Source organism: Mammaliicoccus sp. K-M42 (assembly GCF_022386375.1).
GTDB lineage: Bacteria > Bacillota > Bacilli > Staphylococcales > Staphylococcaceae > Mammaliicoccus > Mammaliicoccus fleurettii.
The window spans coordinates 72,510-97,775 of sequence record NZ_JAJNIS010000005.1; the positions used below are offsets into that span (position 1 = coordinate 72,510).

The window sequence follows — 25,266 nt, forward strand, 5'->3', positions numbered from 1 at the left end:
TCCTTCTATTTACAAATAGACGTCTCCACATAATATTGCTTGAAGGAGACGTCTAATATACATGTTTATTTAACTTTAAAAATTATTTTTAGTTCTTTTTAATACCAAATTCATCTACTAATTTAACTTGTCTCTGTTCGCCTTTACTAATATCTCCATGTAGTTGATATATTTTAACAACCAATTCGTCTCCTGATACGTCATAAACTGAGAAGTTCTGGTCTGATGAGTCGCGGTTGTTTTCATGACTATTATTAAATGCATCTGTTTTATGAGGTTGTTCACCTAAAGCAAACAGACTATTGTAATGATCTAATTGCTCTTGTGTTAAGTCTTTTAATTCAGGTCTTACCTTTTTAATATGTTCTAATGGACGGTCATAAATACTATCATACGCTTTAGTTCCACCAGTATTAGGTAACACATAAACTGAACCTTTAGGATTATCGTAATATGCTACATTATCTTTACCACGTATTTGTTTAGCATCTTCTTTTTTAGCATTTACAAAACTATTTTTTGTTCCAGTATGTTCAAGTGGTTTTGTACGTGAAAGTACATGATCATGACCTTGAAGTACTAAATCAACATCTAAATCATCAATTTGTTTAGTCAGCTCATCACGTATTTTAGCGACATCTTCATCTGATAAAGCATGATAAGATTTAGAATACATCGGTTTATGAAGGTTTAAAATAACCCATTTAGCACCATTTTTCTTCGCATCTTTAATATCTTGCTTAATCCATTCCATTTGCTCTTTCCCAATAGCTTTCTCTTCTGGGTTATCTTTTGATTTTTTATTATCATTCGTATTAGCTACAACCATATGCGCACCGTTATAATCAAATGAATAATACGAGCCACCATTCACTGCATTATTTTCTTTCGGAACATTTACATGATCGTTATAAGTAGTTAAAAGTTTCTCATCTTCTTCACTTAAGGCGTATTCATCATGGTTACCAGGTGCAGAAGCGATTGGTAATGACATAAAGGATGGGCGTGATTGATCATATAAATCACGCCACTCATCTTCAATTTGAGCAGTCTCAACAAAGTCTCCTGTATGAAGTGCAAAGTTTGGATTGCCAGCTGTTTTAATGGCATTGCTTAGAGTATCAGCACCAAACTGAGCTTCATTTCTTACATGTTCATTCCAGTATGCATTTTGTGTATCTGTATATTGAACGAATTGGAAGTGATCATCTTTGTTTCCAGATGTTTTAAATTGACCTACTTCACTTTGAGGACCATTTGCACTACCTACGCGATAATAATATGTAGTATTTGGTTTTAAATTATTTGCTTCAGCTTTATAGCTATATTCTGGTACTGTCGTTAATTCTGATTTCCCGTGTTTATCACCACGTGTCCATTCAGGTCCTTTGGCATTTTTATCAGTGTAATAACCTTTAACTTTTTCTTTACCATTCTTATCTTTAACAGGTTCACCTTCATCATCTTTTTCTAGATCTGCAAAGATAAAGTTTCCATTCTTATCTCGTTCAACATATTTCGAATTTACTTTTTTAGATTTAGCATCAAAAGAACGTGCATCATCAAAATTACCAGTTTCAGAAACCCATACTTTTGCATCTTTAAACTGATCTGTAGTATACCAATTAAATGCCATTTCTGATTTAGTATCACCGTTAAAATTAGTAATGATACGGTTAGGTTGGTTTTTCTTAGGAACTGGTGCTACCTGAGGCTTTTGGGATGTCACTTTAATTTCAGAATCACTTGTGTTAGCTGTTGTTTCAGATGTATTAACTCCCGGATTTCCAGACCCACTCGCTTCTACAGTTTCATTTGCAGAAACGCCTAATAATAACATCAAACAAGCAGTTCCACTTAAGAATCGTTTTGTTACTGACTGATTATACATGTACACTTCCTCCTAATTAACCCTTGTGATTTAAAACGCATTACATTAGGAAGTGTATCAACTGTAGGTTAACCCTTTGTAAAGATATTATAAATGTTTTATTAATGAAATTTTAAATAATACATAAAGAGGAGTCTAGGACATACATGTCCTAGGCTCCCTAATATACTCTATTTTAATTATTATCATTTAAGTAATTATACATTTGACTCGGTTGTCCTAATCTCATATCTACAATGATGTGCTGGGCATCTACTACTTTTTTTACTGGAAAGTCAGCTAAAGGTGCCATTACATGTTCAAAAAGTTGTAATCTTGCAGGACCTCTATATGCTTCTTTCACTTTTACATCCGTTATTTGGCTGCGTGTTAATTCACTCATTAAAAGTGATCCATCGTAGTGTCTCATCTGTTTCAACATAAATTGTGGTGTTGTTATGATTGACTTAGCTTCTTCATCATCCATACGATAATATTTATATCCCATAGTAGCTTGAGCTACTCTTAATGAGTTGTAGTCCAAAGTGCCAACTAGTACGTCGTTGTCTACATATAAATTAGGCGTACCTGCTTTTTTAGGAAAAGCGGCAACTTCTCTACCTGATGCGATTGCTGCTTGGTTATTTACATACATAGAAAGATAGAATTCGCCTGCTTCACCATTATATTCTACTGGAATAACGTGTCCAGCTTCCATATAAGAACCTAATCCTGTACTGTCAGGCATATTAATGACTTCAAACTTTATTAAATTACTCGTAACTGTAAGTGGTTCTGGAACAATTTCTTTGAGCATTTCCATATCTGTTTCATAAACGATATTCAAAAATTCTCTATCTTTAAAATACATGTCAGTTGCAGGAAATACCGGTGCATTCAATGGTGTAGCTGAGATATTTTTAACTTCTTCTTTTCTCATATTAAAAGCTCCTTTTTCTGCTCAATTATTTTAGCGAATTCTGCAATACTTTCACTAAATTGCGGAACTGTCTTTTTATTTTCCGCTTCTGATACGATTTCTACAATTTTATCATTATATGGTGTAGGTATATCGATGTTATCTCCTTCTCGTGCAACTAAACCGTTAATATAGTGAATTTCTGTTTTTCTACCTTTTTGTAAGTCTTGTAACATACTTGCTTCCAATTTACGGTTTGATTCCATTATCATTTTCAACTTTTTAGTTTGTTTTTCAATGTTATCAATTATTTTAAATTGAGTAAAATCAACGCCAGACATGATTTCAAATTCTATACCTTGTTTTTCAGCTACTTGAATGCCTTCACTGATAATATATAATGCTGATTGAATACCAACTTCATCATCCATTATATCGCCATACGTACATCCACATGCTGCAGACAAACCACTAAAAGAACTATTAATTAACAACTTAGACCACTTTGTTCCGATCAAGTTTGATGAAACAAATACACCACCTATATGTTCTAAAACTTCTTTAATATTCTTGATTCTCTCTGTAACAACACCATTTAATTCACCAATTTGTAATGCGTATTCTTTGAATGTGTCATAAGTAGTAGTCAGATTTGATACACCAGGTTCAGCATATGTTGCACCAAATTCTACAGATCCAGCTATAATTTGCTCTTTCGGAATGGTTTCACTGATAAAATGTTCAGGCACACCATTTTGTAAAGATAGTAGTATCCCATCTGTATTTAAAATATTTTTTATAATAGGTAATACATCATTATTATAAATTTGTTTAGTTAATAACAATACTAAATCATATTTTTTATTTATTTTGTCCGGAGTAATTGCATTTACTTTACTATGAAATTCAATACTCCCTTTTATAGTTGCACCATTTTCATTCAATTTATTAATATGTTCTTCGTTTACATCAATTAAATCCACGTTTTCTGCAGATTGTGATAAATAAGCTCCCATTATCGTACCTAACGAACCCGCTCCATATATTGCAATATTCATATATATTCTCCTTTGCTTATATCCAATGTATATTTCAATTACAATGTTACGCTTATGTTAGAATAATTTAAAATACATATATAGGTATGTACACATAACCAATTAGTTATATATGAGGAGGTATACAATGGATTTATTACAGCTAAAATACTTTAAAACAGTGGCAGATTTTATGAGTTTCACTAAGGCTGCTAATTTTCTATACATTAGCCAACCTGCTTTAAGTAAAATGATTAAAAATTTAGAAGTTGAATTAGATATTAAGTTGTTTGAACGAAAATTACGACAAATAGAATTAACGAAAAATGGCGAAATATTTTTAAGTTCTGTTAATAAAATTTTTGGAGAAATCGATTATGCAAAAGAGCGTATGTTAAAAAATAAAATTGATGAAGAAAAGACCATTAACATTATTACATCAAGTAATCGTTTTACTTCAGATCCTATTTTATCTTTTACTAAAGATCATCCTGATGAAATATTTAATGTCGAAACGTTAGATAATCATACAATTATTAATAAATTAATGTCTGAAGAGGCTGATTTTGCAATTTCATTTTTTAAAATTGAACACTCAGATATACAGTGTGACTTCCTCTACAGAGAAGATATTGTATTAGTAACGCCACCAGAGTATGATGCTTATGAACCAAAAGATTATATTTATGAAGCAAATAATTTTAAACATTTTCTCTTTATTTCTAATTACAAAGAATACAATCAATTTATTAAAAATAAACTTTATGAAAAAGGTATTAAATATCATAATTTCAATTATGTTGATGATGCTTTATTCAATATTTTTATTCAAAACAGAAAACATTTCACTTATTTACCTGTAGCAGTATGTCGAAATTTTGAAATACCTTATGCAACAGACCAAAATTTACTGATTTCTAAACGTATCTTTATATCTAAAAAGAAAGATAACCAATTAAAAAATAAAAGTAAAACTATGTATAACTTTATCTTAGACTATTATCAAAAATATGAGATGAATTATAGAATTTAAAACTGCTAGCAAATAAGTTTAAAAACCACGAGGCTCGGGACAAATTAATTGTCCGAGCCTCGTGGTTTTATTCTGAATATATTTAGAATGAAGGTATTAAAGTATCTTTATGTTTCTCTTTTAAATATTTTTTCACTGCATCACTCTTCATTGCTTTATGTAATGCTTTAATTTTTTCGGAATCTTTATTGTCTTCTCTTGCAACTAATTGTATAGAAAAACGAGTATCAATATTTTTTTCTAGGAATAATGCATCAGCTGGTTTTAATCCAATTTTTGATATATATGTTGGATAATTATAAACGAGTGATACATCTGATTCGCTATACGTTTCTGCTAAATTGAGCAAGTCTACTTTTAACCATTTAAAATCTTTAGGATTATCTACAATATCTTTAGTCGTTCCGTTTACGCCAACGCCATCTTTTAATTTAATAAGTCCTTGTTCTTCAAGAATTGCTAAAGCTCTACCTTCATTTGAGATATCATTTGGAATAGCAACTTTTGTTCCATTTGGTATAGATTTTGTATCTTTATATTTCTTAGAATAAAACCCAACTTTTGCATCATAAATGGGTTGTATCGCTACTAAATTAGCTTTTCTTTCTTTATTGTATTTTTCCATGAAAGGTTTATGCTGAGCAAAACTTGCATCCGCTTCTTTACTCGTTACCATGTCATTATATGCAACGTTATCATTTACTTGTACAAGTTTGATTTCCCAACCACCTTTTTTAGCTTCTTTAGCTGCTTCTTTCACTACATCTGTCATTGGAGGTGCTTGTGAGGCTACTTTAATAACTTTATCTTCACTGTCTTTCTTATTTGCACCACAACCGGCAATCATAACACTAAACATCAATATCATAATAAATAAACTTTTTTTCATATCTACACTACTTCCTTTTGTCTAATTTTCGAGAAATATTATTCCCTAACATTTGAATGATAAATACACTGATAATAATGATAATAATTGAAAAGTACATAATTTCATTTTCATAACTTTGATAGCCGTATCGAATAGCAAAATCTCCTATTCCACCTCCGCCTACAATCCCCATAACTGTTGAATATGAGACCATACTCACTGCTGTCGTTGTGTAAGCTAAAATAATACCGCTTCTTGATTCTACTAAAATGAAATTCCATATATATTTAAACTTTGTTGCTCCTAATGATTCTGCTAGCGTCTTTATTTCGCCAGGTATATCTAGTAATACTTGTTCAACTAATCTTGAAAAGATCGCAATTCCAACAATACTTAAAGGAATGATGGAAGGATAAGGACCAAAAGCACTTCCTAAAATAAGTCTAGTTAATGGAATTAAACTGATAACAAATAATAAATACGGGAATGAGCGAATAAATGTAATCAAGAAATTAAAAGCCCAATAATAGTTTCTATTTAATTCTTTAATGCTTGGATTTGATAAAAACAAAGCTATCCCTAGAGGCAATCCTATTAATAAAGTGATGATCATTGAATACCCTAGCATGATACAAGTTTCTTGCAACGATTGGATAAGTTCTGGCATATAATAATTAATTTTTTCTAAAAACGTCATTCTTCAATACTCCGCTTCACGTTTTCTAAATAAGAACCTGTGTCCTGTTCAACACTTTTAGTTCTATTTTCAATAATATCTAATAATTGACCATCCTCCATCACACAAACTTGCTCACATAATTGTTTTACAACATTCAATTCGTGTGTGACAAAAATGATTGTTATATTAAATTCTTTGTTAATATTCTTTAACATTTTTATGATAATTTCAGTGTTATGTTCATCCAAACTACTTGTAGCTTCATCACATAATAAAATATCAGGATTTCTGACTAAAGACCGTGCTAATGCAACACGTTGCTTTTCTCCTCCAGATAATTGAGCAGGATAGCTATTTATTTTATCTTCTAATCCTACAAATTCAATCAGTTCATTCACTTTGTGTTTATCTTCTTTATTGATAATCTTCAAAGGTAATGCAATATTTTGATAAACATTCAAGTTATTCAATAAATTATAGTTTTGAAAAACCATTCCTATTTTCTCTTTATATTTTCTAATTATTTTTTTAGAAACATGATTAATTTCTTTATCCTCAAAAATAATTTCACCTTCAGTTGGTTGCTCTATAAAATTAAGCATTTTCAATAAAGTCGATTTCCCGGATCCACTTTTACCTACAATCCCTGTTATAGAACCTGGCTCTACTGTTAAAGAAAAGTTTTTAACAGCAAACTTATCATTATATTTCTTAGATACATTTTCTAATTTATACAAATTTATGCTCCTATTAAATAAATTTTCAACAATCTATTATCATTATCTAATAAATAAAATCGATAATCAATATCAATAAATTTTCAACGTCACTATTTCTCTTTCACAACAATGTAAAAAGTTGAGTCATTTAATCTGTTTCTAGTATGATAGACTTATAAAGAAGATATTATTTTCTAAAAGGAGCGAAAGTAAAATGAACGAAGCAGCAAAAACATTAGATGGTTGGTACAGCTTGCATTTATTCTATGCGATAGATTGGACTAGCCTTAAAACTGTACCAGAAGATGATAGAAGTACAATGATCAATGAATTCAAAACTTTCCTTGAAGGTTTAGAAACAGTTCATAATAATAAAGAAGGCTCTCATGCTTTCTATAACATCACAGGCCAAAAAGCAGACTTAATGTTATGGTTCTTACGTCCAGATGTTAAACAATTAAACGCTTTAGAAAATGAATTTAATAAATTAGATATAAGTGATTTCTTAATCCCAACTTATTCTTATGTATCAATAGTAGAACTTTCAAACTATCTTGCTGGTGATTCAGACGAAGATCCATACGAAAATCCACATGTAAAAGCAAGATTATATCCAGAAGTACCACGTTCTGAATATGTATGTTTCTATCCAATGGATAAAAGACGTGACGGTGAAGACAACTGGTATATGTTAGATATGGATCATAGACGTAGCTTAATGCGTTCACACGGTTTAATTGGACGTAGCTATGCAGGTAAAGTAAAACAATTTATCACTGGTTCAGTAGGTCTAGACGACTACGAATGGGGCGTAACATTATTCAGTGATGATATGTTACAATTCAAAAAATTAATCTATGAAATGCGTTTCGACGAAGTATCAGCTAGATATGGTGACTTCGGTGCATTCTATGTAGGTAACATTTTAAATATTGATGAATTAGATACATTCTTTCAACTAAACTAAAATTTAAACCGGATAGACTCGTGGGAGTCTACCCGTTTTTTTTTTATTAGAGTGATGTGTCGTTTTCGGGTCGCTAATTTTATTTATTGGCCCGTATTTCGTGTTTTCGGGTCGCTATTTTATTTTATCGGTCCGTATTTCTCATTTCTGGACCGGTAATTTTATTTATCGGTCCGTATTTCTCGTTTCTGGACCGGTAATTTATTTTATCGATCCGTATTTTATCTATAATTATTCCCAAAATAGAAAAGAGGATTTCCAACACTGATAGTTGGAAATCCTCTTCTTATTTTATTTAACTAAATATGTTTATAAATAGTGTAACAATTGGAACGCCTAGTAAATCTATTAAGAATGCTCCTACTACTGGTACTACTAGATATGCTTTTGGTGATGCTCCGAATTTTTTCGTAATAACATCTAAGTTCGCCATCGCATTTGGAGTTGCTCCTAGTCCATGACCTATAAATCCACCGATCATAACTGCTGCATCATAGTTCTTCCCAAGTCCTTTGAATACTACAAACACTGAGAATAATACGATAAACACAATTTGAGCTAGAACAATAACTGTTAATGGTAATGCGAGTTGATAAATTTCTGTTAATTCAATACTCATTAAAGCAATTGATAAGAATAAACTTAATGAAACATCACTTACATGATTCGTAATTTTCATATCGATAATGTTTAAATTACCATAATCAGAAATATTTCTAATAATTACTGCTACAAACATTGCGCCTACATAAACAGGAATATTGATACCAGTTAAACTAGTAAACCCTTCACCGATATATGTACCTATAGCCATACATACTGCAATAATTGTAAATTGAACGATAAACACTGTAGTTGGGTTCATTCTACTATGTAAATTTTGATTGTATTCCACTTCACTATAATCTAATCCAGTATCTTTAGCATCTTCTGGTTTCAAGTCGAACTTTTTAATTAAGAATCTAACGACTGGTCCACCGATTAATCCACCAGCTACTAAACCTAGTGTAGCTGCTGCAAGTGCTGCTGTAACTGCAGAATCAACGCCTAATGATTCTAATGTTTGACCGTATGCTGCTGCATTACCATGTCCACCTTCCATTGACATAGAACCAGCTGTTAGTCCTAATAATGGTGGAATGTTTAATACTTTTGCTAGTGAAACACCTATAACATTCTGACAAAATGCTAATACTCCACAAAAAATAAAGTACAGAATTAGCACTTTACCGCCAAGTTTTAATAATTTTAATGATGCACCTAAACCAATAGTTGTAAAGAATGCAAGCATAAAGAAGTTTTGGATAAATTCAGAATCCAATTTAATCGTTATAATATTTGTTGATTGTAATATCGCCACTAAAATTGCAAATAATAATCCACCAATTACTGGAGCTGGAATACATAAACGCCTCAAAATAGAAACTTTATTTACTACTGCCTCTCCTAATAAAAGTAGGACACATGCTAGCGCCAATGTTGTAATAGCATTGAGCTCTAACATTTCACATTCCTCCTTAAACAACATGTTTCATACAGTTGTTCTTTATATTTTTCAAGAAATCGTTTTCAAGCCATGAAGAACATTATACATATCAGTCAATAAAAAATCTACCATGCATTTTTTACAATAAAATATTTATTTAAATTAATTATTTAGCCATTAACCTCGCCTTTAAAGTTCTTTATAAAAATTCACTAAATTTTGAAATTTCCAATATACAAATCCGCTTTATCGTGTATATTAATTTATATACAGAGAAAAATTTCATTTAAATTATACATATAAGGAGTAGCTATGAAACAAAATCAAGAACAATCATTACAGAAATCAATCGGACTAATGACTGCTATTACAATTGTCGTTGGTACGATTATCGGATCAGGTGTATTCGTCAAACCAGCAGTCGTTTTAACACATGCAGGCACAAGTAATATGGCCATTCTTGCTTGGGTAGTCGGAGGACTCTTAACGTTAGCAGCAGGCTTAACAATAGCAGAGATTGGCGCTCAAATCCCAAAAACAGGCGGATTATATGCCTATATACGTGATATTTACGGACCCTTTTGGGGATTCTTAACAGGTTGGGTTCAAACAATTATCTATGGTCCTGCAATCATCGTATCACTTGTACTATTTTTTGGTATTCTCGTGACAAATTTCTTTAATATCAGTAATGATATGAGTATTTGGTTTGGATTATTCGCGTTAATATTTTTAACAGCCGTTAATATTTTAGGTACAAAATTTGGCGGATTAATGCAAAATGTCACAACAATCGCAAAGCTTATTCCAGTATTTGCAATTATCATATTTGGATTACTTTGGGGCAATGAAGGAATTTTTGGGCAAGATGTAACATCATTAATTAAAACAGATGGCGAAATAAACTTTGGTCGTGCTGTCCTAGCAACTTTATTCGCTTATGATGGATGGATTATGTTAACGAACATGACTGGAGAAATGAAAAAGCCACAAAGAAATTTGCCACTAGCTATGTTAATCGGACTATCAATCGTGACACTCGCTTATGTACTCATTAATATCGCTGTATTCCATGTAATACCTGCTGCAGAATTAGTAGGATTAGGTAATACGGCAAGTGCAGAAGCAGCAAAAGCACTATTCGGTGATATAGGTTCTAAAATTGTAAATATCGGTGTAATCATTTCAATATTCGGTTGTCTAAACGGTAAAATCATCACATTCCCACGTATTCCATTTGCTATGGCTGAAGACGGATTATTGCCAATGCATAAGTACGTAGGATACATTAGTCCTAAATTAAAATCACCACTTGGCGCATTAATTACTGTGTTCGGAATCTCAATGGTATTAATCGTATTAACATTATTATTCCCAGATGTCGTAAACGCAGACTATTTATCAGAAGTAACAATATTTATTATTTATATTTTCTATATGATGGCCTTCGTCGGGTTGTTTATTCTCAGAAAGCGTAACAAAGATATTAAAAGAGAATATTCAGTACCACTCTATCCATTCATACCATTGTTAGCACTTTTCGGTGGAGCATTTATTATTATTAATACTTTAATCTCTGACTTTATGGGATCATTATATTCATTGATTATATTAGCAATAGGAATACCCGTTTATATGTATTTGAAAAACAAACAAAAAACAGACTAATATTTAGTCTGTTTTTTTGTTTAATCTTTAATTTCTGTTTTTGCTTCTAGTTCTATCATTTCTTCTTTTGTTTTATCTAATACGAGATAATTCAATTCATCGTTTGTCATTTTTTTAAGTGATGGATATCTTATCATGAAGAATATAATTCCAAGTACGAACCATACAAATAGTGCGATATACGATGGTAGTGATAAACTTGCTGGTGATCCTGGAATTAGTAATAAACATAAGAATATACCTGCAATCATTGCTCCGATGATAGCAAATGTTTTATATTTCGGATGATACATCATACTTCTTTTATCATAAGAGAATAGTTTAAATGCTGATAAACATGTTATAAAGTATGCGATTGATACACCTGTTGAAGACATATCTACAATCCATGTTAAAGCTGTTCTTCCTAACCAAGGTGCTACTAACGCAAGCACTAATATAAATATAATACTGATATATGGTGTATTATATTTTGGATGTAATTTTTTGAAGATGCTTGGCATAACGGATGCTCTACCCATGGAGAATAATAATCTACTAGAACTCATAAAGAATCCGTTTAAACCTGTAAATATCCCCATCATGATCGCAACAATTAACACTGCCAATCCAACAAACGAGAATGCTTCTTGGACAACTGACCCTGTTACCCATAAGTCTCCGCCTACTGCTGATGCATCTTTAAATAACCAACTTGTTAACAATATCATCATGACATAAGTTAATGCTGAAGCTAATAAACTGAATACGATTAACTTAAATGTCTTACTCGGTGAAAAATTAAATTCTTCTGCTGTTTGTGGAATATTGTCAAATCCTACATATGCCCACGGAGCAACTGCCAAAATTACTACGATAGACGATAACCAACCAACGTCGTTATTAACGACTGGTTTCAAATTAGAGAATGAAAAATCTTGAGTGAAAAATGATCCTGCAAATAATAATATCACTACAACAGCTAATATAACGCAGAATACATATTGTAAACTACCTGAAAAACTTGATCCTTTTATACTAATCCAAGCAAAAATTAATAAAATAAGTGAGGATAGTATAATTTCAGTTATGTACACGTCCCAACCTGCAACTGTATATAATTTACCTTGTTCTAAAAATCCTGGCATAACAAATTTAAAGAGCAAACTAAATGCCGAAGCGTTTAATGCAACGATACATATATAACCAAATGTTAGAAACCATGATGAGAAGAATGATACATATTTACCGAATCCTAAATATCCAAAAGCAAATGCGCCACCGGAAACTGGAAACTTCTCAACGAGTGCACCATAACTAACTGCAATAACGATCATGAGTAAAGCACCAATAAAGATACCGATTGATGCACCTAATGGACCTGCTTGACTAATCCAATCACCAGGAAGTATAAACGCTCCCCATCCGATACTTGAACCGTAAGCAATAGCCCAAACAAATTTTTCAGATAAATTTTTATCTAAATTTCCTCTTGATAAATCTTTCTTTTTTCTTGCCATAAATGTTCCACCTTTATATATATATGTTTCGTGAAACGTAATTAACTACTTCTTAAGATTTCCAAACAGCAATTACGAGTAAAATCCAACTTGCAATGAACAGTACGCCACCAATTGGCGTAATAGCACCTAATATTTTAATTTGTGTTACAGCTAAAATATATAATGACCCACTAAAGAATACAATTCCGAATGTCATCAACCAACCTGCTAAATTTAAACTAGTTGATGTTGCTCCCGAAATAATACCAAGTAATATCAATCCTAATGCATGGTACATTTGGTATGTTGTAGCTTTTTCCCATATATCTAAGTATTTAGCTGATAATTTGTTTTCTAAACCATGTGCACCAAATGCTCCAGCTGCTACTGCGATCATTGCATTAATCGCACCTATAATTATAAATAATTTCATTTTTTATCTTCCTTTCTATTATTAAAAATCAAAAATTGAATTTCCATTACCTACACCATCATCTGTTGTTAATTGATTTTCAGTTTTATTAGCAGATGGTTGATCAAGTACTTTTCCACCCATCTTTCTAATTTCTTCATTAGAGACTTTTGATTGTGATTTTTTAATTGGATTTTTTGGAGTCGAAGAGAAGTTTTGTTCCACTTTTATATCGTGATTAATACCCTCTTTTTTATCAACTAATCCACTTAAAGTATGAATTGCATGCATATGACGATTAAAAACTTCATTTGTTGAGGCATTATCAGCTCCAACTAGTTCTTCTTCAATGGCAGCAATTAATTGATCTCTACTAATCATAAATTGTCACCTCCACACCATTTTATAGGATCTTTTCCATTTGAAGTCAGATATTCGTTTGTTTTACTAAATGGTTTCGAGCCAAAGAATCCTCTATAAGCTGATAACGGACTTGGATGAACAGATTGTATAATATGGTGACGTTCTGTATCAATCAGCTTAATTTTAGATTGCGCTGGTTTTCCCCACAAGACAAACACAACATCATCTAGTTCACGAGAAACACTTTTAATGATTTCATCCGTGAATATTTCCCAACCAATATCTTTATGAGAATGTGCTTTATGTGCTTCTACAGTTAATACAGTGTTTAACAATAGCACGCCTTCATTTGCCCAATCTTGCAAGTGTGGTGTTTCGCGTTTACACCCTATATCTTCCTCTAATTCTTTATATATATTTCTTAATGAAGGTGGAAACTTTGCATCAGGTTGAACTGAAAAAGCTAAACCATGTGCTTGATTAGGTCCATGATATGGATCTTGACCAAGTATAACCACTTTCACTCTATCTAAAGGGGTTAAATCAAACGCTTGATAAATATTTTCCCTATCTGGATAGATTGTTTTGTTTTGATATTCTTCTTCAAGAAACGACTCCATTTCGCTAAAGTCATGCTCTTTTTTTATATTGTGAAATATTTCTTGCCAATCCATATTATTCACCTCAATCAAAATGATAACATAGCACTAATGAAAAGGTCATAACTATTTTTTACAATTAAAAAACATGATATGATGTAACATATGAAATATTGGGAGGAATCATCAATGGCATTAAAAAAAGTCTTAACAATAGCAGGATCTGACACAAGTGCTGGAGCTGGAATGCAAGCTGATTTAAAAACATTCCAAGAACACGACACTTACGGAATGGTAGCATTAGCAGCAGTCGTTACTATGGACCCAAAAACATGGGCACATGATGTAACGCCATTACCTCTTGATTTATTAGATAAACAGTTAAACACTGCTATTTCAATTGGCCCTGATGCAATTAAAACGGGTATGCTCGGTTCAGAAGAAGTCATTAAACGTGCACGTCAAGCATATGATGAATCAGGATCTGAAATTTTTGTAGTTGACCCTGTAATGGTATGTAAAGGTGACGACGAAGTACTTAACCCAGGAAATACTGAAGCAATGATTAAAGAACTATTACCAAAAGCTACTGTCGTAACACCAAACTTATTTGAAGCTGGTCAACTTTCAGGCTTAGGTAAACTTACAACAATTGATGATATGAAAAAAGCAGCAGAAAAAATCCACGAACTTGGTGCACAATATATCGTCATTAAAGGTGGAAAAGCTTTAGAATCAGATAAAGCATATGACTTATACTACAATGGTCAAAAGCACGTTCTGCTTTCAACAGACAAATTCCAATCTAGTTATAATCACGGTGCAGGATGTACATTCGCCGCAGCAACAACAGCTAATTTAGCAAATGGTGAAACACCAGAAGAAGCGGTTAAACATGCAAAAGCATTTGTAGCATCTGCAATTAAAAATGGCTGGAAAATGAATGATTTTGTAGGACCAGTAGATCACGGTGCTTCAAATCGAATTGAAAAAATCGAAGTATATACTGAAGAAGTATAATAAAAACTGCCTACAAAGGTTTCCGACTTTGTAGGCAGTTTTTTTATATTTACTAGTACATTATGCTAAATTCTGCTGTAACTTTAGCTACAACTTTGCGATTCTTAAATAATGTCATTTGATATTGGTAAAATGCATTATCTCCATCTTTATTTTCTTTAAGACATTCTAATTCTGCGTTGTAATTTTCTAATGTCATAATACGTTCTGTTTGTTCGAACTCACTTTTAATTTGTCTGAGTTTCGTCTTACTCCCCATAAAAGGCTTAAAACTATTAAACTCCCGAAGAATACTTAACAAATATTGAACAGGTACTTCTTCAAAATATTGGTACCCCATTATATTGCAATAATCCAATACCGCTTCATCATTAAATGAAATACGCATTGTTTCCACTACTTCCACCCGCCATTTCTTGAGGCTAATCTCAGTAGTAATTGTACTTTAAAGCTAATAATCATTCAAGTGAATTTAAAAACAATGCAATGTTCTAAATTTCTTCTTGTTCACTTAAATATGCGTTATTATCTAATATTACTTCCACATTTGGATGATTGTATAAAGCTGATGCTGGTAAATCAGTTGTGATTTCACCAGTTAATAATTTACGAATTGCATCAGCTTTTTTAGGTCCATATGCTAATAAAATAATACGTTTTGCTTTCAATATAGAGTGAATTCCCATTGATATTGCTTGTTCAGGCACTTCTTCTTTTGTTTCAAAGTATCTGCTGTTTGCTTCTATTGTAGACTGTGTTAATCCTACGATACTTGTTAAACTATCAAATGATGTCCCTGGTTCATTAAAACCGATATGCCCATTTTCACCAATTCCTAATATTTGTACATCTACCGGTCCTTCTTTATCTAATAAATCTTCGTAACGTTTTATTTCTTCTTGAAGATTTTCAGCTGACCCGTTTGGCAAATGTATTTTCTCTTCGTTCCAAGTTGGTAAGTGATTGAACAACACGTCATGCATATATGTGTAATAACTTTCCGGATGGTCATAATCTATTCCAATATACTCATCTAAGTTAAATGTCGTAATTTCACTTAAATCAATTTCATTAATTCTAATTAAATTAACAAGTTGCTCATATACTCGAACCATCGTTCCGCCTGTAGCTAAACCTAGCACACTCTTTTTATTTGAAATAATTTGTTTTAACAACTCATTTGCTACGTAATGACACGCTTCCTCTTTAGAACCTAAGTTAATAATTTTCATTATTTATCCCTCTATTTCTTTAATAAATCGTTTTGCTATTTCTAAAGGTCTTGTGATGGCTCCTCCAACTACTGTACAATGCACGCCTAAATCCGTAACACGTTTAAACATTTCTGGTGTAATAACATTTCCCTCTGCTATTACTTTTGCATTAACATTGCTTAACACGTCTTTTAAAAATTGAAAATCATTTTCGTATAAAACATGCCCTTTAGTATATTCTGTGTATCCTCTTAATGTTGTTCCAACGTAATCAAACCCTAGTTTATCAGCATTAACCGCTTCTTCTAAATCAGATACATCTGCCATAATCTCAACATTTGGTGCATGCTCTCTAATATATGAAACAAGTTCCTCAAGTGTTTCTTTAGGTCTTTCTTGTTTCGTTGCATCTAAAGCGATCACTTCACAACCACTTTCAATTAACTCATCGACTTCTTTAGATGTAGCTGTAATAAAGACTTTAGAACCTTCATAATCACGCTTTACAATACCTATTACTGGTAAACTGATTTCTTCTTTTATTGCAATGATATCTTCTTTCGTATTTGCTCGAATTCCTTTTGCACCTGCTTGATATGCTGCTAATGCCATCTTACTCATTATAAATGATGAATGCAAAGGCTCCTCTGGTAAAGCTTGACATGAAACAATTAATCCTTGTGGTAACATTTATTAAGCACTCCTTATTTATTTTCTAATGCTTCTTCTACTTCATTTTTTATTGTTGTAACATGTGGACCGTAAATGATTTGAACACCTGTTCCTTTTTGTACAACACCTCTCGATTCAGTTGTCTTAATAACATCTTCATTGAAAAGTTTTTCATCATTGATTGTTACTCTAAGACGTGTTGCACAACAATCAACTGTATCTATATTGTCTTTGCCACCTAAGCCTTCGATGATTGTCTTTGCGCGATCACTCACATCAACAGATTTGACTGAATCTTCATCTTCACGGCCAGGTGTCTTAAAGTTAAACTTCGTAATTAAGAATCTAAATGTTACATAATACAATAAGAACCAAACTATACCTATTGGAATGACAAGTAAGAAGTTAGTCTTGCTGTTTCCTTGTAACACGCCAAATAGAATGTAATCAATAAAGCCACCGCTAAATGTTTGTCCAATTGTAATATTAAATATATCTGCCATCATAAATGCTAATCCATCAAATATGGCATGAATAACATATAACACTGGAGCTATAAATAAGAAACTAAATTCTAATGGTTCTGTTATACCCGTTAAAAATGATGTCAATGCTGCTGACAGCATTAAACCACCGACTACTTTTTTCTTTTCCGGTTTAGCTGTATGATAAATTGCTAAAGCTGCACCTAATAGTCCAAACATCATCGTAATAAATCGACCTGACATATATCTAGAAATACCTGAATAATATTGCGTTACATTTGCATCTCCTAATTGTGCAAAGAAGATGTTTTGTGTACCTTGTACAATTTTGCCATTGATTTCCATTGTTCCACCTAAAGCAGTTTGCCAGAATGGTAAATAGAATATGTGATGTAAACCAAATGGTCCAAGCATACGTAATACAAACCCATAAATAAATGTACCAATTACACCTGTTTTATTTACAAGTCCACCCGCATTGAATATCCAACCTTGAATCGTTGGCCAAATAAAGAATAGGATAACGCCTAATCCTATAGAAGCCACTGAAGTCACAATTGGTATAAACCTAGATCCACCAAAGAACCCTAAAAATGGTGGTAATGAAATTTTATTGTACTTATTGTGTAGCATTGCTGTCATAATACCTACAATAATCCCGCCAAACACACCTGTTTCAACAGTCTGAATCCCTAAGACCATGCCTTGTCCAGCTTTAGCTAATTCTTCTTGTGCTGCGACATCATCAGTAATGGTTAATAATGCGTTCATTGTAGCATTCATGATTAAGAAACCTAACATTGCTGCTAACCCTGCTGTTCCTTTATCACTTTTCGCCAAACCTATAGCCACCCCGATTGCAAATAGCACTGGCAAGTTAGCAAAAACGATATTACCCGCTGAAGACATTAAGATAAATATATATTGCAAAAAATCTATATCCAAAATTGGATATGCTTTAATTGTATTTGGATTACTTAATGCACCACCAATACCTAATAGCAAACCTGCTGCTGGTAGAATGGCGATTGGTAACATAAATGATTTCCCGAATTGTTGCGCTTTATCAAAAATTTTACTCATAAAATACGCACCTCCTATTTATCCTAAATATAACATCATGAAAATTATAGTCAATACTATTATTTGTTTTGAAAAACTTTTTCATATATACTCATAATTACTAATTAAATAGAGGTGTAAATTATGAATTTTGAAAATCGTATTCAGCAATTTTCATACCTTTTCACAAAAGCTGACGAAAAAATTGCTAGATACATATTAGATCATCCTGTAGGAGACCATTTTTCAACTATTACTTCATTGGCATACGCTATCGATGTTTCTACTTCAAGTATTACAAGGTTCAGTCATAAATTGAATTATCAACACTTTCAAGATATGAAATTTAACATTCAACAAACTTATGAAAAAACAGATATTCAAAATGTTCCACTTATTAAAAGAATTCATGAATATCATCAAACAATTATTCAACAAACAGGTGAATTTATATCTAATGAGAAAATCAATCAACTTATTAGTACTTTATCTAATAGTGAACAAACACTTTTTGCAGGTTTAGGAAGTTCTGGATTAACTGCAACTGAGTTTTACTATAGAACAATGAGAATGGGCATAAATGGTAGTGCCGTAACAGATGCGCATCAAATGAAAATTGGCGCATCATTATTATCTGAGAAGGATGTACTTATAGCATTTTCAAATAGTGGGAAGACGGATGAACTCATAAATGCTGCAAAAATCGCCAAATCACAAAATGCTACAGTTATCGCTATAACCAATTATGCTGGAAGTGAACTTACCGCAAACTCTGACATTGTGATCATGACAATTGATCAAACAAGAGTGAACGACAAACAATTTATTAATACACAAATTTCAGCTCATTTTCTAATTGATGTAGTGAGTTATATGTTGTTAGAATACCAAAATAATATGAATCAATATCAACACACTAGAGATGTAATATTAAAAGATAATAAATCATAGGTTGTGAGCAGATTGTATATAAATTTACTCAAGAATTTAGTAGAATAGTAAAGTATATACTATGAGGAGTGAAAGGCATGGAATTAATTCAAGTAGATCAAGTACAAACACTAATATCAGAATATGAAAATAAGCCAGTATATCTCCATGTAGAAACGACAAATGGAGCTTATGCTAACCATTTCGACAACAAAGTATTTAATGCTGGTACATTTTTAAGAAATATCCAAGTCACATTTACCCATGCACATTTAACTGGTGGGAATAAAGAGCCTTATCGTGTTGGATTAAAATTAGACAACAATGGTTGGGTCTATGTACAAGGTTTAACACACTTTGAGGTAACTGAAGATAAAGAACTATTATTAGCAGGACTAAATTATGAAGGACAACTTGCTGCGACATTAGAAATAAGTAGCAATCCTTTCAAGGATTAAGAGGTGAATACAATGAATGATGAAAGACAAGTATTAGTTATTTTTCCACATCCTGACGACGAAGCATTCGGTACATCTGGCACACTTAGTAAATTTGTAGATGATGGTACCCCCGTAACGTATGCATGTTTAACTTTAGGTCAGATGGGGCGTAATCTTGGTAACCCACCTTTTGCTACACGTGAATCTTTACCACATATTAGAGAACGTGAATTGGATGCAGCTGCTGAAGCAATTGGTATAACAGATTTAAGAAAAATGGGATATAGAGATAAAACAATTGAATTTGAACCTAAAGATGAAATAGATAGTATGGTAAAATCATTAATAGATGAACTTAATCCATCACTTATTATTTCATTCTATCCTGGTTATTCTGTTCATCCAGATCATGAAGCAACAGCAGAATCAGTAGTAAGAACAGTTAGTCGCATCGATGAATCATCTAGACCTAAACTACATTTAGTAGCGTTTAGTAATGACACATACAGCGATTTAGGAGAACCAGATATAAATATAGATATTACTGGTTATGAAGAACGCAAGATGAAGGTCCTTCAAGCTCATGCGTCTCAAACCGGTCCAATGTTACAAAATCTCGCTTCAAATACACAAGAAAGTGAAGCGGCTAAAGATATGTGGTTGAAGACAGAACATTTCTGGACATATCATATTGAATAGATAGTGGAGGCAATGTGTATGACACAATTAGATTTATCAACACGTGAAGCGAGATGGAAATATTTCGGTTCAGTTGATCCTATAAAAGGAAATAAACCTACCGAAAAAGAAAAGATGCCAGATTTGCAAAGCTCTAAAAAAGATTTCCTATTCGAAATTGAACATGTTGGTATCAAAAACTTAATTTACCCTGTCAGAATAGATGATTTTCAAACAGTTGGAAACTTCGAATTTTCAACTAGTTTAAATCAAGATGAAAAAGGCATCAATATGAGCCGTATTATAGAAAGTGTTGAAAAGCATTATGATAACGGTGTGAAATTAGAATTTGACCATTTAACAACATTATTGAATACACTTCAATCTGTCATGCTCCAAAACACTGCATCATTAGATGTTACAGCTAAATGGTTCTTTAACCGTTTTAGTCCTGTGACTAACCAAAAAGCAGTCGGACATGCAGACATTAGATATATACTTTCTGTTTCAGATGATAAAGTGACTAAAAAATCTTTAGGCATTGAAGTACCTGTTACAACGTTATGCCCATGTTCTAAAGAAATCAGTGAATATTCAGCACATAACCAACGTGGCATCATAACAGTACTCATTGACTTAGATCCCGAAATAGACCTACCTGATAACTACAAAGACATCGTATTAGACGGTATGGAGGCTAACGCAAGTTCAATGTTGTATCCAATATTGAAACGTACAGACGAAAAAGCCGTTACAGAAAGAGCATATGAGAATCCAAGATTTGTAGAAGACTTAATTAGATTAGTAGCTGCTGATTTAGTAGATCTTGACTGGATACAAGGATTCGAAATAGAATGTCGTAACGAAGAATCCATACACCAACACGATGCATTCGCAAGACTAAAATATACAAAGTAATCTAAATATGAACAGACCGCCTCCATGAGCCGGTCTGTATTTTTATGTATTTCGCATTTTCGGGTCGATAATTGATTTTATAGGTCCGTATTTCTCATTTCTGGACCGGTAATTTTATTTATCGGTCCGTATTTTCCGTTTCTGGACCCCTAATTTTATTTATCGGTCCGTATTTCCCGTTTCTGGACCGGTAATTTTATTTATCGGTCCATATTTTCTTATATAGAACAAAAAGAAGGCAACAGCCTCTGCTGTTGCCCTCTATCCTCTTTATGAATTCACTTGTTCTTCTGCTTCTATCCAAGGATTGTTTTTAATTAGTTTTGTAATTTGCTCTGTAAACAATTTAACACGTAATTTAATGTCATCTACATCAATATAATATGTGCCATCTTCTGTTTTACCGAAGTCAGCATCTTGTGTTGAAATTTGGACAGGAACTGCAATTCCTAATAAGTTTCTCATAATAATTCTCAAATGTGATAATGGCTCTGTACTTCTCATCCCACCACTATTACATATTAAGCCTACTGGTTTCATTTTAAATTGATCCATTGTTAAATGGTCTAAAGCATTTTTTAAAATACCAGAATATGAACCGTGGTAATTTGGCGTACCAATTATAATCGCATCTGCTTCTTCAGCTTTTTCGCGTAATCCATTTACATTAACTTTAATTCGTTCATCGTTTAAATGTTGACCTGATACGTCTAAGAACGGTATTGGTTTGTCATATAAATCAAACAAAGTTACCTCTGCACCTTGGTCTTCTAAGTTCCCACGAACAAATTGTGCAAGGGCGTGTGTATGTGAATATTGCTTAGCGCTACCTACAATAAGTAATACTTTCACTGTTGTCACCTCAAAATTTTAATGATATTAATTACGTATCATTATAGCATACTGAGAAACTAAGAATTTAATTTTCATTAAAAATCATTCTTATGGACGATGTATATTAATGGTCATAATTTTTCAATGCATGAATAATCGCTTTTCCTACACCACTATGCTCATTAGTATCCGTAACGTAATCAGCTAATTCTTTCACTTCAGGTGCTCCGTTTTCCATTGCAACAGCATACCCGGCTTTTTCTAACATTGAAACATCATTTAAGTTATCACCAATTGCCATCACATCTGACATTGGAATGTTTAATTGATTTGCTATTGCTTCTAATGCAATTCCCTTTTGCGCATCAGAATGTGTGATTTCAATATTCCCTCTTGAAGATGATGAAACTGCTAAACTTTGTGATTCTGAAATTTCAGCTTTAGCTCTATCAATTTTAGATAAATCACTCGCAAATGCTAAAATTTTCAATATAATTTCCCCTGGACGACTTTCAATTTCATCGTAACTATCTACTGTTTTTAAAGTTCCGTTATCAATTCTACTTTGAATATTGGCACGGATTTTTTTGACATCAGCTTTTTGACCAGCTTTTTCTGCTATATCGACATAAATTTCCAAGTCTTTCTCAGGATCTTCGGTATAAATACCAAAGTTCGTATAAACTTGATAATAAATATCTTCTTTGTTCAAAATTCCCGTAATTTTATTGATTAAAGGTCGTGTTAATTTAGAAGTATGGACGATATTAAATTCTTCATCTCTTACTTCTGCTCCATTTAAACAAATGTATGGTAATGATAAATCTGTTTTTTCAATTGGGCTATGTGCCTCGTAAAATGCTCTTCCAGTAGCAATAACTACCGAGATACCTTTTGATTGTGCAAATTTTATTGCTTCATAATTTTCATTTGAAACTTCATGTGCTGCGTTCAGCAAAGTGCCGTCCATATCTGTTGCGATTAACTTTATCATGAAAGTAACCTCTTTTCTTTATATTCAACATAAATTTTAACAAATAAAAGTAATAATCTCTATAAATCTGTATTATTCTGCTTAATTTGTTTTTTTAGGCTTCTTTTCTCTCTAAAAAACGTTCGTAACATCTCACCGCATTCTTGCTCAAGTATCCCTCTTTCAACTGTAGCACGGTGATTAAACCGAGTATCTTCTATTAAATTTATTAAGCTACCACTACAGCCACCTTTAGGATCTGTTGCACCATAAACGACATGCGGTATTCTACTCATCACAATCGCGCCCGAACACATGACACAGGGCTCTAAAGTAGCATATAAAGTAGTTTCTTCTAGTCTCCACGATTTCAGATACTTGGCTGCCTCTTGTATCGCAATCATTTCAGCATGTGCAATTGGATCTTGATCATTCTCTCTTAAGTTATGACCTCTTCCAATCACTTCTCCTTTATATACAACAATTGCACCAATTGGTACTTCATCCATTTCCCAAGCTTTTTTTGCTTCTTCAATTGCAAGTTTCATATAATTTTCATGCACGCTATATTTCACTCCGTTTAATTTATGATAGAATAAGTATGTCTATTTTAACATCTAGGGAGATATATATGAAAAAAACCTTTATTGCAATCGAAGGACCTATTGGAGTCGGGAAAAGCTCCTTAACTAAAAAGCTTGCTGAAGCTTTAAATTATACTGAAGAATTTGAAATTGTTGACGAAAATCCTTTCTTAAGTGATTTTTATGATGATATTTCTAAATGGAGTTTTCAAACGGAGATGTTCTTCTTATGTCATCGTTACAAACAGCTAACAGATTTAAAGAATATTAAAGGAATCGTAAGTGATTATCATATTTTTAAAAATAAGATTTTTGCAAAAAACACTTTAAACGATAGTGAATTTGATAAATTTAGTCGAATTTATGATATTTTAACTGAAGATATTCGTATGCCTGATCAAATTATCTTTCTCGATGCCTCATTAGAAGTCCTACAACAACGTATTGCCCATCGTAATAGATCATATGAATCACAAATAGAAAATAATTACTTAGCACAACTAAAAAGTGATTATAATCAATTCTACGAAGAAGTGAAAAGTGAAATCGATGCTATTCAAATTGATACTTCTCATTTAGATTTCGTAAATAACACCGCAGATTATCAACAAATTTTAAAATTATTACAACCTTTGATTGGAGAGATTACACATGACAAATAAAGTCATACCAAGTGATGCTATTATCACAATTGCTGGTACTGTTGGTGTTGGAAAATCATCTTTAACACAAGCACTTAGCGAACGTTTAAACTTTAAGACTTCTTTTGAAAAAGTCGACAATAACCCGTATTTAGAAAAATTTTATCATGATTTCGAACGATGGAGTTTCCACCTACAAATATACTTTTTAGCGGAACGTTTTAAAGAACAAAAAAGAATGTTTGAATATGGCGGAGGATTTATACAAGACCGCTCAATCTACGAAGATGTTGATATTTTCGCAAAAATGCATGAAGAACAAGGAACAATGACAAAAGAAGACTATGCAACTTATAGAGATCTATTTGAAGCAATGGTTATGACGCCATACTTCCCTAAACCTGATGCATTAATTTATTTAGAATGCGACTACGAAGACGTTATACAACGCATCAAAAATAGAGGTCGCCAAATGGAAATCGAAACAGACGAAGCATACTGGAAAAAACTTTTCGCACGTTATGATAATTGGGTTAACAATTTCACAGAATGCCCAGTAGTACGTGTAAATATAAATGATTATGACTTATACGAAGATCCAGAATCAATCAATCACATTATCAACAAGATTGCACATGTTATAGAAACACACCGTTCAATCGATACACGAGTAAAATAAAAAAATGCTCTAAACCATTAATTATTTCAAAT

General features: G+C 32.4%; 28 protein-coding genes. 10 read left to right on the top strand and 18 right to left on the bottom strand.

Annotated elements, in window-relative coordinates; genetic code table 11:
- Positions 1 to 88 precede the first annotated feature (88 nt).
- From LQ668_RS04850 to LQ668_RS04860, 3 genes are all read right to left on the bottom strand, one after another.
- Complete coding sequence (locus LQ668_RS04850) at positions 89 to 1,840, bottom strand: purple acid phosphatase family protein (RefSeq protein WP_420870898.1); 1,752 nt, start codon at positions 1,838 to 1,840, stop codon at positions 89 to 91.
- Positions 1,841 to 2,066: 226 nt separating this feature from the next.
- Positions 2,067 to 2,810 (bottom strand): acetoacetate decarboxylase, encoded by a 744-nt coding sequence (locus LQ668_RS04855; protein WP_078357817.1) that lies wholly within the window; start codon positions 2,808 to 2,810, stop codon positions 2,067 to 2,069.
- Positions 2,807 to 3,847, bottom strand: a complete 1,041-nt coding sequence (locus tag LQ668_RS04860) for a ketopantoate reductase family protein (protein WP_218702970.1) — start codon at positions 3,845 to 3,847, stop codon at positions 2,807 to 2,809. Before LQ668_RS04860 ends, LQ668_RS04855 begins: the two co-directional genes overlap by 4 nt.
- A 127-nt stretch (positions 3,848 to 3,974) precedes the next feature.
- On the opposite strand from LQ668_RS04860, the gene LQ668_RS04865 reads away from it, so the two are divergent.
- The gene (locus LQ668_RS04865) at positions 3,975 to 4,859 is read left to right on the top strand and encodes a LysR family transcriptional regulator (RefSeq protein ID WP_198931337.1); all 885 of its coding nucleotides are present in this window, start codon (positions 3,975 to 3,977) and stop codon (positions 4,857 to 4,859) included.
- Between the two features lie 82 nt (positions 4,860 to 4,941).
- Here the strand turns inward: LQ668_RS04865 and LQ668_RS04870 are convergent, their stop codons facing one another.
- The 3 genes from LQ668_RS04870 to LQ668_RS04880 are packed head-to-tail and all read right to left on the bottom strand — an operon-like array spanning position 4,942 to position 7,146.
- Positions 4,942 to 5,748, bottom strand: a complete 807-nt coding sequence (locus LQ668_RS04870) for a MetQ/NlpA family ABC transporter substrate-binding protein (RefSeq protein ID WP_115337842.1) — start codon at positions 5,746 to 5,748, stop codon at positions 4,942 to 4,944.
- Positions 5,749 to 5,755: 7 nt separating this feature from the next.
- Positions 5,756 to 6,427 (bottom strand): metal ABC transporter permease EmtB, encoded by a 672-nt coding sequence (gene emtB, locus LQ668_RS04875; protein WP_078357813.1) that lies wholly within the window; start codon positions 6,425 to 6,427, stop codon positions 5,756 to 5,758.
- Complete coding sequence (locus LQ668_RS04880; protein WP_115337843.1) at positions 6,424 to 7,146, bottom strand: ATP-binding cassette domain-containing protein; 723 nt, start codon at positions 7,144 to 7,146, stop codon at positions 6,424 to 6,426. Before LQ668_RS04880 ends, emtB begins: the two co-directional genes overlap by 4 nt.
- Before the next feature lie 196 nt (positions 7,147 to 7,342).
- On the opposite strand from LQ668_RS04880, the gene hemQ reads away from it, so the two are divergent.
- Positions 7,343 to 8,095, top strand: a complete 753-nt coding sequence (gene hemQ / locus LQ668_RS04885) for a hydrogen peroxide-dependent heme synthase (protein WP_078357811.1) — start codon at positions 7,343 to 7,345, stop codon at positions 8,093 to 8,095.
- A gap of 295 nt (positions 8,096 to 8,390) precedes the next feature.
- On the opposite strand, the gene gltS is transcribed toward hemQ, so the two are convergent.
- Positions 8,391 to 9,599 carry a sodium/glutamate symporter gene (gltS, locus tag LQ668_RS04890; protein WP_078357810.1) on the bottom strand — a complete coding sequence of 403 codons (1,209 nt, stop codon included), beginning with the start codon at positions 9,597 to 9,599 and terminating at the stop codon, positions 8,391 to 8,393.
- 294 nt (positions 9,600 to 9,893) lie between these two features.
- On the opposite strand from gltS, the gene LQ668_RS04895 reads away from it, so the two are divergent.
- Positions 9,894 to 11,249, top strand: a complete 1,356-nt coding sequence (locus LQ668_RS04895) for an APC family permease (protein ID WP_239710318.1) — start codon at positions 9,894 to 9,896, stop codon at positions 11,247 to 11,249.
- Positions 11,250 to 11,269: 20 nt separating this feature from the next.
- Here the strand turns inward: LQ668_RS04895 and LQ668_RS04900 are convergent, their stop codons facing one another.
- The 4 genes from LQ668_RS04900 to LQ668_RS04915 are packed head-to-tail and all read right to left on the bottom strand — an operon-like array spanning position 11,270 to position 14,188.
- Positions 11,270 to 12,748, bottom strand: coding sequence for an APC family permease (locus LQ668_RS04900; protein ID WP_078357808.1), 1,479 nt, complete (start codon positions 12,746 to 12,748; stop codon positions 11,270 to 11,272).
- A 52-nt stretch (positions 12,749 to 12,800) separates the two neighbouring features.
- Positions 12,801 to 13,163, bottom strand: a complete 363-nt coding sequence (locus LQ668_RS04905) for a DUF423 domain-containing protein (RefSeq protein WP_107509277.1) — start codon at positions 13,161 to 13,163, stop codon at positions 12,801 to 12,803.
- Between the two features lie 21 nt (positions 13,164 to 13,184).
- Positions 13,185 to 13,523: a DUF5327 family protein gene (locus tag LQ668_RS04910; protein WP_078357806.1), complete on the bottom strand. Its 339-nt coding sequence runs from the start codon at positions 13,521 to 13,523 to the stop codon at positions 13,185 to 13,187.
- Positions 13,520 to 14,188, bottom strand: a complete 669-nt coding sequence (locus LQ668_RS04915; RefSeq protein ID WP_274534939.1) for a uracil-DNA glycosylase — start codon at positions 14,186 to 14,188, stop codon at positions 13,520 to 13,522. Before LQ668_RS04915 ends, LQ668_RS04910 begins: the two co-directional genes overlap by 4 nt.
- Before the next feature lie 105 nt (positions 14,189 to 14,293).
- On the opposite strand from LQ668_RS04915, the gene thiD reads away from it, so the two are divergent.
- A complete protein-coding gene (gene thiD / locus LQ668_RS04920) occupies positions 14,294 to 15,124 on the top strand; it encodes a bifunctional hydroxymethylpyrimidine kinase/phosphomethylpyrimidine kinase (RefSeq protein ID WP_078357804.1) in 831 nt (276 codons plus the stop codon).
- 52 nt (positions 15,125 to 15,176) lie between these two features.
- Here thiD and LQ668_RS04925 read toward each other — a convergent pair whose 3' ends face one another.
- From LQ668_RS04925 to ptsG, 4 genes are all read right to left on the bottom strand, one after another.
- Positions 15,177 to 15,512: a hypothetical protein gene (locus LQ668_RS04925; protein ID WP_237687752.1), complete on the bottom strand. Its 336-nt coding sequence runs from the start codon at positions 15,510 to 15,512 to the stop codon at positions 15,177 to 15,179.
- A gap of 103 nt (positions 15,513 to 15,615) precedes the next feature.
- Positions 15,616 to 16,356: a glucosamine-6-phosphate deaminase gene (gene nagB / locus LQ668_RS04930; RefSeq protein WP_107509275.1), complete on the bottom strand. Its 741-nt coding sequence runs from the start codon at positions 16,354 to 16,356 to the stop codon at positions 15,616 to 15,618.
- Positions 16,357 to 16,359: 3 nt separating this feature from the next.
- Entirely contained in the window at positions 16,360 to 17,028 is a 669-nt protein-coding gene (locus LQ668_RS04935) for an N-acetylmannosamine-6-phosphate 2-epimerase (RefSeq protein ID WP_239738121.1), read from the bottom strand.
- Positions 17,029 to 17,042: 14 nt separating this feature from the next.
- Positions 17,043 to 18,578, bottom strand: coding sequence for a glucose-specific PTS transporter subunit IIBC (gene ptsG / locus LQ668_RS04940; protein WP_078357800.1), 1,536 nt, complete (start codon positions 18,576 to 18,578; stop codon positions 17,043 to 17,045).
- A gap of 123 nt (positions 18,579 to 18,701) precedes the next feature.
- Here ptsG and LQ668_RS04945 point away from each other — a divergent pair, with 123 nt between their 5' ends.
- The 4 genes from LQ668_RS04945 to folE2 all read left to right on the top strand — a co-directional run bounded on the left by LQ668_RS04945 (position 18,702) and on the right by folE2 (position 21,523).
- Complete coding sequence (locus tag LQ668_RS04945; protein ID WP_078357799.1) at positions 18,702 to 19,508, top strand: MurR/RpiR family transcriptional regulator; 807 nt, start codon at positions 18,702 to 18,704, stop codon at positions 19,506 to 19,508.
- 77 nt (positions 19,509 to 19,585) lie between these two features.
- Complete coding sequence (locus tag LQ668_RS04950) at positions 19,586 to 19,945, top strand: YojF family protein (RefSeq protein WP_078357798.1); 360 nt, start codon at positions 19,586 to 19,588, stop codon at positions 19,943 to 19,945.
- Between the two features lie 12 nt (positions 19,946 to 19,957).
- Entirely contained in the window at positions 19,958 to 20,626 is a 669-nt protein-coding gene (bshB2, locus tag LQ668_RS04955; protein ID WP_239775920.1) for a bacillithiol biosynthesis deacetylase BshB2, read from the top strand.
- 18 nt (positions 20,627 to 20,644) lie between these two features.
- Entirely contained in the window at positions 20,645 to 21,523 is an 879-nt protein-coding gene (folE2, locus tag LQ668_RS04960; RefSeq protein ID WP_115337849.1) for a GTP cyclohydrolase FolE2, read from the top strand.
- Between the two features lie 270 nt (positions 21,524 to 21,793).
- On the opposite strand, the gene LQ668_RS04965 is transcribed toward folE2, so the two are convergent.
- From LQ668_RS04965 to tadA, 3 genes are all read right to left on the bottom strand, one after another.
- Complete coding sequence (locus tag LQ668_RS04965; protein ID WP_119634227.1) at positions 21,794 to 22,375, bottom strand: NADPH-dependent FMN reductase; 582 nt, start codon at positions 22,373 to 22,375, stop codon at positions 21,794 to 21,796.
- Between the two features lie 106 nt (positions 22,376 to 22,481).
- A complete protein-coding gene (locus tag LQ668_RS04970) occupies positions 22,482 to 23,351 on the bottom strand; it encodes a Cof-type HAD-IIB family hydrolase (RefSeq protein WP_119634226.1) in 870 nt (289 codons plus the stop codon).
- Positions 23,352 to 23,410: 59 nt separating this feature from the next.
- Entirely contained in the window at positions 23,411 to 23,893 is a 483-nt protein-coding gene (gene tadA, locus LQ668_RS04975) for a tRNA adenosine(34) deaminase TadA (RefSeq protein WP_088369000.1), read from the bottom strand.
- Positions 23,894 to 23,961: 68 nt separating this feature from the next.
- On the opposite strand from tadA, the gene LQ668_RS04980 reads away from it, so the two are divergent.
- Together LQ668_RS04980 and LQ668_RS04985 are read left to right on the top strand one after the other, a co-directional pair.
- Positions 23,962 to 24,576, top strand: coding sequence for a deoxynucleoside kinase (locus tag LQ668_RS04980; protein ID WP_078357793.1), 615 nt, complete (start codon positions 23,962 to 23,964; stop codon positions 24,574 to 24,576).
- On the top strand, positions 24,566 to 25,234 hold the full coding sequence (locus LQ668_RS04985; RefSeq protein WP_115337853.1) for a deoxynucleoside kinase: 669 nt from the start codon (positions 24,566 to 24,568) through the stop codon (positions 25,232 to 25,234). The genes LQ668_RS04980 and LQ668_RS04985 overlap by 11 nt, the downstream gene beginning before the upstream one ends.
- Positions 25,235 to 25,266 lie beyond the last annotated feature (32 nt).